The 7683-nt window shown below is 69.7% G+C and carries 5 protein-coding genes; 2 read left to right on the top strand and 3 right to left on the bottom strand.

Annotated features, from left to right (window positions below; translation table 11 throughout):
- Nucleotides 1–132: 132 nt before the first annotated feature.
- Complete coding sequence (locus ACFWI8_RS35525) at nucleotides 133–2856, bottom strand: transglycosylase domain-containing protein (protein ID WP_387100175.1); 2724 nt, start codon at nucleotides 2854–2856, stop codon at nucleotides 133–135.
- 426 nt (nucleotides 2857–3282) lie between these two features.
- Between ACFWI8_RS35525 and ACFWI8_RS35520 the strand changes: the two genes are divergently transcribed.
- Both ACFWI8_RS35520 and ACFWI8_RS35515 read left to right on the top strand, forming a co-directional pair.
- Nucleotides 3283–3885: a PadR family transcriptional regulator gene (locus tag ACFWI8_RS35520; protein ID WP_311599809.1), complete on the top strand. Its 603-nt coding sequence runs from the start codon at nucleotides 3283–3285 to the stop codon at nucleotides 3883–3885.
- A 115-nt stretch (nucleotides 3886–4000) separates the two neighbouring features.
- Nucleotides 4001–5083 carry an inositol-3-phosphate synthase gene (locus ACFWI8_RS35515; RefSeq protein ID WP_311599810.1) on the top strand — a complete coding sequence of 361 codons (1083 nt, stop codon included), beginning with the start codon at nucleotides 4001–4003 and terminating at the stop codon, nucleotides 5081–5083.
- Nucleotides 5084–5226: 143 nt separating this feature from the next.
- Here ACFWI8_RS35515 and ACFWI8_RS35510 read toward each other — a convergent pair whose 3' ends face one another.
- Nucleotides 5227–6258, bottom strand: a complete 1032-nt coding sequence (locus ACFWI8_RS35510; RefSeq protein ID WP_387100171.1) for an alanine racemase — start codon at nucleotides 6256–6258, stop codon at nucleotides 5227–5229.
- A 75-nt stretch (nucleotides 6259–6333) separates the two neighbouring features.
- Complete coding sequence (locus ACFWI8_RS35505; protein WP_387100168.1) at nucleotides 6334–7452, bottom strand: lipid II:glycine glycyltransferase FemX; 1119 nt, start codon at nucleotides 7450–7452, stop codon at nucleotides 6334–6336.
- Nucleotides 7453–7683: the final 231 nt, after the last annotated feature.

Raw genomic sequence — 7683 nt, 5'->3', positions numbered from 1 at the left:
CTCGCCGGCCGCGTCTGTTTTTTATAACACACCGCGGGGGGGGCACAGGCCACCACCACGCGCCCACAGGCCGCGCCCCCCCGCCCCCTTGAGGGGCGCGGGGGGCCGCGGCGACCGTCGCCGGGGTGGCGGTTATCCGCCGCCCCAGATCGCTCCGGTGTCTCCTTCGTTGCCGTTGGTCTGGCCGCCGTTGTCCTGACCGGTGTCGGTGCCGCCGTCCGCGGTCCCCCCGGTGTCGGTGCCGCCGTCCGCGGTCCCCCCGGCGTCCGCGCCACCGTCGGCGGTGCCGCCGGAGTCGGTGTTACAGGTCGGGTCGAACGGGTTGCAGGTTTCGGTCGGGTCCGGCGTCGGCTCCTGCGTGGTCGGTTCCTCGGTCGGCTCCTGCGTGGTCGGTTCCTCGGTCGGTTCCTCGGTGGTCGGTTCCTCGGTCGGCTCGTCCGTCGGCTGGTCGGTCGGCTCGTCCTCGGGGCACTCGGCACCGCCGCCGCAGACCTCGTCGCCGAAGTCCTCCGGCGGCTCGGGGAACTCCTCCTCGTCGCCGGTCTCCGCCGCGCTCATGAAGTTCATCCACACGGACAGCGGCAGCGAGCCACCGTTGATCCGTTCAAGACCGGCGGTGTCGTACATCGACATGAAGGAGCCGACGCGGTAGCCCTCCGCGATCTCCTCCTCGGAGAGGTCCTCCTCGTCATCGGGCTGTCGCCACATGCCGATGGCAGTGGAGAGTTCGGAGCTGTAGCCGACGAACCAGGCGCTCCGGTTGTCGTCCGTGGTGCCGGTCTTGCCGGCCACCGGGAAGCCGATGTCGGCGGCGCGGTAGCCGCTTCCGTCGGGGTCCTGGACCACGTCGACCAGCAGGTCGGTCACCGTGTTGGCGACATCCGAGTCGAAGGCCTGGTTGGAGGTCTCCTCGTGCTCGAAGACCGTGTTCCCCTCGGGGTCCCGGACCTCGCGCACCGAGTACGGCTCGTTCTGCTCGCCTCCGGCCGCGAAGGTCGAGTAGGCGGAGGCCATCCGGATCGGCCCCGGCGTGGAGACACCGAGGGCGAAGGTGGGCACGCTGTCGTTGGCCTCGACCAGGCTGTCGGGCAGCAGTCCCGCCGCCTGGGCGGCCTCACTCACCTGCTCGGGGCCGACGTCCATGCCGAGCTGGGCGAAGGGTGAGTTCGCCGAGACGATGGTCGCCTCGCGCAGGGTGATGTCGCCCTGGTCGTTGCCCTCGAAGTTGGCCTGCTCCCACTGTCTCTCTTCACCGGTCTGCTCGTCCTCCACCACGGCCGGTTCCCCGTTGTACAGGGTGATGGGGAGCATGTCCTCGCTGCGGTAGACGCTGTCCGGCGAGACGATCGTCCGCTCGCTGTCCGGTTGGTCCGGTGGACCATCGGGGTCGCGGACGCCGGTCTGGAAGGCCGCCGCGAGCACGAACGGCTTGAAGGTCGAGCCGACCTGCACGTTGGGGCTGTTGGCGTTGTTGGTGAAGTGCTCGGTCCAGTCGGTGCCGCCGTAGATCGCGCGAATCGCGCCGTCTCCCGGCACCACGGCCGCGCCGCCGAACTGGACGTGCCGGTCCTCGTCGCGCTCCTCCGGGTCCAGGTTCTCCTCGCTGACCTGCCGGACGGCCTGCTCCATCTGCTCCACCATCGTCTCGTCGAAGGTGGTGTAGATGTGGTAGCCGCCGCCCGCCAGTTCGTCCGCCGTGACGAAGTCCTGCGAGATCAGGTAGTTGTCGGCGAGGTCCGTGAGGTAACCGATCTGGCCGGCCTTCACCATGGCCCGGGTGGGAGGCTCCGGCATGGGGAAGCCATCTTCGAGGATGGCCGCCAGGTCCTCGTCGCTCAGCCGGTTGCCGCGGATCTCGATCTCGTTCCGCTGGCGCAGCGTCGACTCCCAGCGCTCCTGCGCCCGCGCCAGGTTGGCCTCGTTGAGCTCGCCGGTCTCGCTGTCGAACGGGTCGTAGAGGCTGGGGCCCTTGAGCAGCGAGGTCAGGAACGCCGACTGGCTGGCGTTGAGGTCGCGGGCGTCGACGCCGTAGTACGCCTGGGCCGCGGCCTGGATGCCGCAGGCGCCGCGGTTGTAGCAGGACGTGTTGAGGTAGCCCTCGAGGATCTCCTCCTTGGGTTCCTCGGTGCCGACCTTCACGGAGAGCAGCAGCTCGCGTGCCTTCCGGGTGAGGGTCTGGTCCTGGGAGAGGAACATGTTCTTGACGTACTGCTGGGTGATCGTGGACCCGGACTGGACCTCGCCGCCGCGCGCCATGTTGAGCATGGCGCGGCCGATGCCCCGCAGGTCGATGCCGGAGTCGGTCCAGAAGGACTGGTTCTCGGCGGCCACGACGGAGTCCTGCATGTCGACGGAGATGTCGTCGAGACCGACCATCTGGCGGTTCACGTTGTCCCCGCCGGAGACCACCATCCGATCGCCGTTCGCCCAGTAGTAGACGTTGCTCTGCGCCGTGGCGATGGCGTTGGCGTTGGGCATCGGGATCATCAGGTACGCGGCGGCCACCGCGCCCATCATCAGCGCGCAGAACGCCAGCGCCGAGCCGAGGGTCTGCTTCCAGGACGGCACCCAGCGCCGCCAGCCCGTGTGGTTGTGGCGCGGGTAGTCGATGAAGCGCTTCTTGCGCGGCGTCTCGGGCGCGCGCCGGCGGCGGCTGCCACCCGCGGAGCGCTGTGCCGCGCGTCGGGCCTCGGCGCGGCTGCCGTACGCGGGGCGGGTCGGCGTCAGCTCGGCCGTGGCGTCGACCGGCGGCTCAGTCCCGGCGGGTGGCGGTGGCGGTGGCCCGGCTCGGCGGCCGTTCTGGGGCGCTCCGCGGCGACCGCGCCCCGGCGGCTGCTTGCGACGGTGCTCGCTCATGGACAGCTACTCCTCGTACGGACGTGGGCAGCCTGCTAGGGCAGGTCCTACTGGTGTCTTCCAGTCCCCCGACGTGCGACCCGGCCACGCGTTCGGGCGCACTGCACCACGAATCATGACGCCGTCGGGCGTCATCGGGTTCCCGGTCGCGGTGGTCTGCACGGGCCAAGACTACGCAGCCCCAAAACGCGCCTTTCTTGGCCTACGGACCAATGGGTGCATAACGCCTGCGGTGAAGTGAAGATGTGACCCCCCTCACCGAGTGCCCGCTTGCGGCCTCCCGCGCCCCGTTCTATCGTCGAGATGTATCGAGCCGATACATCGGTTCAATGCATCGAGGTAAGAGTAAGGTGCGGCGTCGCCGCACGGCACGGACGAGTAAGGCAAGGCAAGGCACGACGGATGAGAGCGGAGGTGGTCGCACCGGTGAGCCGGCGCTCAGGTGTTCTGGAGTTCGCCGTCCTCGGCCTTCTGCGCGAGGCCCCGATGCACGGCTACGAGCTGCGCAAGCGGCTCAACACCTCGCTGGGCGTCTTCCGGGCGTTCAGCTACGGCTCTCTCTATCCCTGCCTCAAGACGCTCGTCCAGCAGGGCTGGCTCGCCGAGGAGTCGGGCCGCGACCCGGACGACCCGCGGGCCGTGCCGCTGACCAACCGCCGCGCGAGGATCGTCTACCGGCTGACGGCCGAGGGCAAGGAGCGTTTCGAGGAACTGCTCGCCCAGACCGGTCCCGACGCCTGGGAGGACGAGCACTTCGGTGTGCGCTTCGCCTTCTTCGGCCAGACCTCGCGGGACGTGCGGATGCGCGTGCTCGAGGGCCGTCGCAGCCGGCTCGAGGAGCGTCTCGCCAAGATGCGCGCCTCGATGGCCCGCACCCGCGAGAAGTTGGACGCCTACACCCTCGAACTGCAGCGCCACGGCATGGAGTCCGTGGAGCGTGAGGTCCGCTGGCTCAACGAGTTGATCGAGAGCGAGCGGGAGGGGCGCGACCGGCGCGAACAGCGCGATCGGGGCGACACCTCTCCGTAACAGGCCACAGCACCGCGGTGACGACACCGCGCGGGGGCGAGCCCCCGGAAAACCCCCACCAACACCCCCGCGACGATGCGGGGTCATGTCAGAACAACCACAGGGAGCAACCGGAATGGGTTCGGTTCGCGTAGCCATCGCTGGCGTGGGCAACTGCGCCGCCTCGCTGGTGCAGGGCGTCGAGTACTACAAGGACGCCGCCCCGGACAGCCGGGTCCCCGGCCTGATGCACGTCACGTTCGGTGACTACCACGTCTCGGACATCGAGTTCGTGGCCGCCTTCGACGTCGACGCCAAGAAGGTCGGCACCGACCTGGCCGACGCCATCGGCGCCAGCGAGAACAACACCATCAAGCTCTGCGACGTGCCCAACACCGGCGTGACCGTGCAGCGTGGCGAGACCCACGACGGCCTCGGCAGGTACTACCGCGAGATCGTCACCGAGTCCGACGAGGAGCCGGTGGACGTCGTCCAGGTGCTCAAGGACACCAAGGCCGACGTGCTGGTCTGCTACATGCCGGTCGGCTCCGAGGACGCCGCCAAGTACTACGCGCAGTGCGCCATCGACGCGAAGGTCGCCTTCGTCAACGCGCTGCCGGTCTTCATCGCCGGCACCAAGGAGTGGGCGGACAAGTTCACCGAGGCCGGCGTCCCGATCGTGGGCGACGACATCAAGTCCCAGGTGGGCGCCACCATCACCCACCGGGTGCTCGCCAAGCTCTTCGAGGACCGGGGCGTCGTCCTGGACCGCACGATGCAGCTGAACGTCGGCGGCAACATGGACTTCAAGAACATGCTGGAGCGCGACCGGCTCGAGTCCAAGAAGATCTCCAAGACCCAGGCGGTCACCTCCCAGATCACCGACCGCGAGATGGGCGAGAAGAACGTCCACATCGGCCCGTCCGACTACGTGGCCTGGCTGGACGACCGCAAGTGGGCCTACGTCCGCCTCGAGGGCCGTGCCTTCGGCGACGTGCCGCTGAACCTGGAGTACAAGCTCGAGGTCTGGGACTCCCCGAACAGCGCGGGCGTCATCATCGACGCGCTGCGTGCGGCCAAGATCGCCAAGGACCGCGGCATCGGCGGCCCGATCCTGTCGGCGTCGTCCTACTTCATGAAGTCCCCGCCCGTGCAGTACTTCGACGACGAGGCGCGCGACAACGTGGAGAAGTTCATCCGCGGCGAGGTCGAGCGCTAGCCCGCGCGGCTCGCTTCGAAAGCGGCCGGACGGGCCCACGGCCCGACCGGTGTGCGCCACGGCCAAGCCGGGCGCACAACAGGACGGCAGCCCCGGACCGCAACCGGGGCTGCCGTCGTCTGTGGGTGGGCGCGGCGCGGCGGTCAGCGGTCGACGACGCGGTCGACCTGGGTCGTGGTGTGCCGCAGGATCGCCTTGAGCTCGTCCCCGACCTTCGGTCCCTTGGCCTCGGCCGGCACGAACAGGATCGACACCTGCATGTGCGGCGGCTCGGCGAACCACCGCTGCTTGCCGTCCCAGACGAACGGCGACAGGTTGCGGTTCACCGTGGCGAGACCGGCCCTGGCCATGCCCTTGGCGCGCGAGGTGATCGTCTGCAGCGCCTTGGGCGCCTCAAGGCCCACGCCGTGCGAGGTGCCGCCGGCCACCACCGCGAGCCAGCCGTCGCCCGGTGCCTTCTGCTGCCGGTAGCCGAACCGGTCGCCCTTCGCCACCGGCGTCACGTCGAGCACCGCGCCCCGGTACTCGGTGGCCCCGTGGTCGCCGAGCCAGAGTCGGGTGCCGATCCGGGCCCGGAACCTGGTCTGCGGGAACTGCTGCCGCAGCCTGCTCAGCTCCGGCGAGGACAGGTGGCTGACGAACATCGTGTCCAGCGGCAGCCGGGCGGCCCGCAGCCGGTCCATCCAGCCGATGACCTCCTCGACCGCGTCCGTGCCGTCGGTGCGGTCGAGCGGCAGGTGGATCGCGAAGCCCTCGAGCCGCACCTCGTCCAGCGCGGCCTGGAGCTTGCCGAGGTCGCGCGGTGACACTCCGTGGCGCTTCATCGAGCTCATCACCTCGACCACCACCCGGGAGCCGACCAGGCCGTACACCCCGTCGACCGACGAGGCGCTCCTGATCACCCGGTCGGGCAGCGGCACCGGCTCCTCGCCGCGCCGGTAGGGCGTCAGCACCAGCAGGTCGCCGCTGAAGCGGTCCTTCATGGCGGCGGCCTCGTAGGTGGTGCCCACCGCCATGGTCTCCAGGCCGTGCAGCGCGACCTCCTCGGCGAGCCGGTCGTGGCCGAAGCCGTAGCCGTTTCCCTTGCAGACGGGGATCAGGTCGGGGAAGTCAGCCACCACCGACCGCTGGTGCGCCCGCCAGCGGTCGCGGTCGACGTAAAGGGTGAGCGCCATGGCCTGGGTGACCCTTTCTCCGCGCTGCCACGCGGTGCGTACGGGGGGTGTTGCTCCGGTGCGTGAGGTGAGGGTTCAGCGCCGCGACATATACATGTCGAACGCCTTGTGGAGAAGCTTATTGAGCGGGAAGTCCCACTCGCCGAGATACTCGGCCGCCTCGCCGCCCGTCCCCACCTTGAACTGGATCAGGCCGAAGAGATGGTCGGTGTCCTCGAGCGAGTCACCGATCCCCCGCAGGTCGTACACGTCGGCGCCCAGGCCGTGCGCGTCCTGCAGCATGCGCCACTGCATGGCGTTGGACGGCCGTACCTCCCGCTTGTGGTTGGCGGACGCACCGTACGAATACCACACGTGGCCGCCCACGATCAGCATCGTGGCCGCGGCCACCGGCTCGCCCTCGTGCGTGGCGATGTAGAGCCGCATCCGGTCCGGGTCCTCGGAGTTCAGCACCCGCCACATCAGCTCGAAGTACGACTGGGGGCGCGGGCGGAAGCGGTCGCGCTCCGCCGTGATCTCGTACAACCGCTGCCAGGTGCCCAGGTCCTCGTAGCCGCCCCGCACGACCTCGACGCCGGCCTTCTCGGCCTTCTTGATGTTGCGCCGCCACAGCTGGTTGAAGCCCTTCTGGACCTCGTCGAGCGAGCGGCCCCGCAGCGGGATCTGGAAGACGTAGCGCGGCTGTACGTCCCCGAAGCCGGCGCCCTCGTCCTCGCCCTGCTGCCAGCCCATCCGCCGCAGCTTGTCCGAGACCTCGAAGGCGCGCGGCTCGATGAAGGTCGCCGAGACGTCCCGCAGCCGCTTGACGTCGGGGTTCTGGATGCCGGACTTGACCGCGGCCGCGTCCCAGCGGCGGATCACCACCGGCGGGCCCATCTTGACCGAGAACGCCCCCTGCTGTTTCAGGTGGTCGAGCATCGGCCGCAGCCACTCCTCGAGGTTCGGCGCGAACCAGTCGATCACCGGGCCCTCCGGCAGGTACGCCAGATACCGCTTCACCCTCGGGACCTGCCGGTAGAGCACCAGGCCGGCGCCGACGAGGCGGCCCGTCCGGTCGAACCAGCCGAGGGACTCGGACCGCCAGGCGGACTTCACGTCACCCCAGGCCGGCACCTGCATGTGGCTGGCCGAGGGCAGCGAACGGATGTACGCCAGATGCTCCTCGCGGCTGATGGTCCTCAGGGTCAGGCTCATACGGGGCGCTCCTCCGGTCGCCGGCTGCGTCAATCGCAGGGTCGTGCCGGAAGCCTAACGGCGCCCGCGTGGTGCCGTTGCGTCAAGGGCCGCCCAGGTCTTGGCGTTCCTTCGGCGCGCCGCGCCGGAGGGACGCCCCCCCCCGGGGGGGGGATCCGAGCCCCCCCCCCAAGGGGGCCCCCGGGGGCCGGCCCACAACAGTGGAATATAAAAAAAAGAACCAGCCGACGC

Source organism: Streptomyces sp. NPDC127098 (assembly GCF_042722465.1).
GTDB classification, from domain to species: Bacteria; Actinomycetota; Actinomycetes; order Streptomycetales; family Streptomycetaceae; genus Streptomyces; species Streptomyces millisiae.
This window is presented reverse-complemented; position numbering and strand designations above follow the sequence as displayed.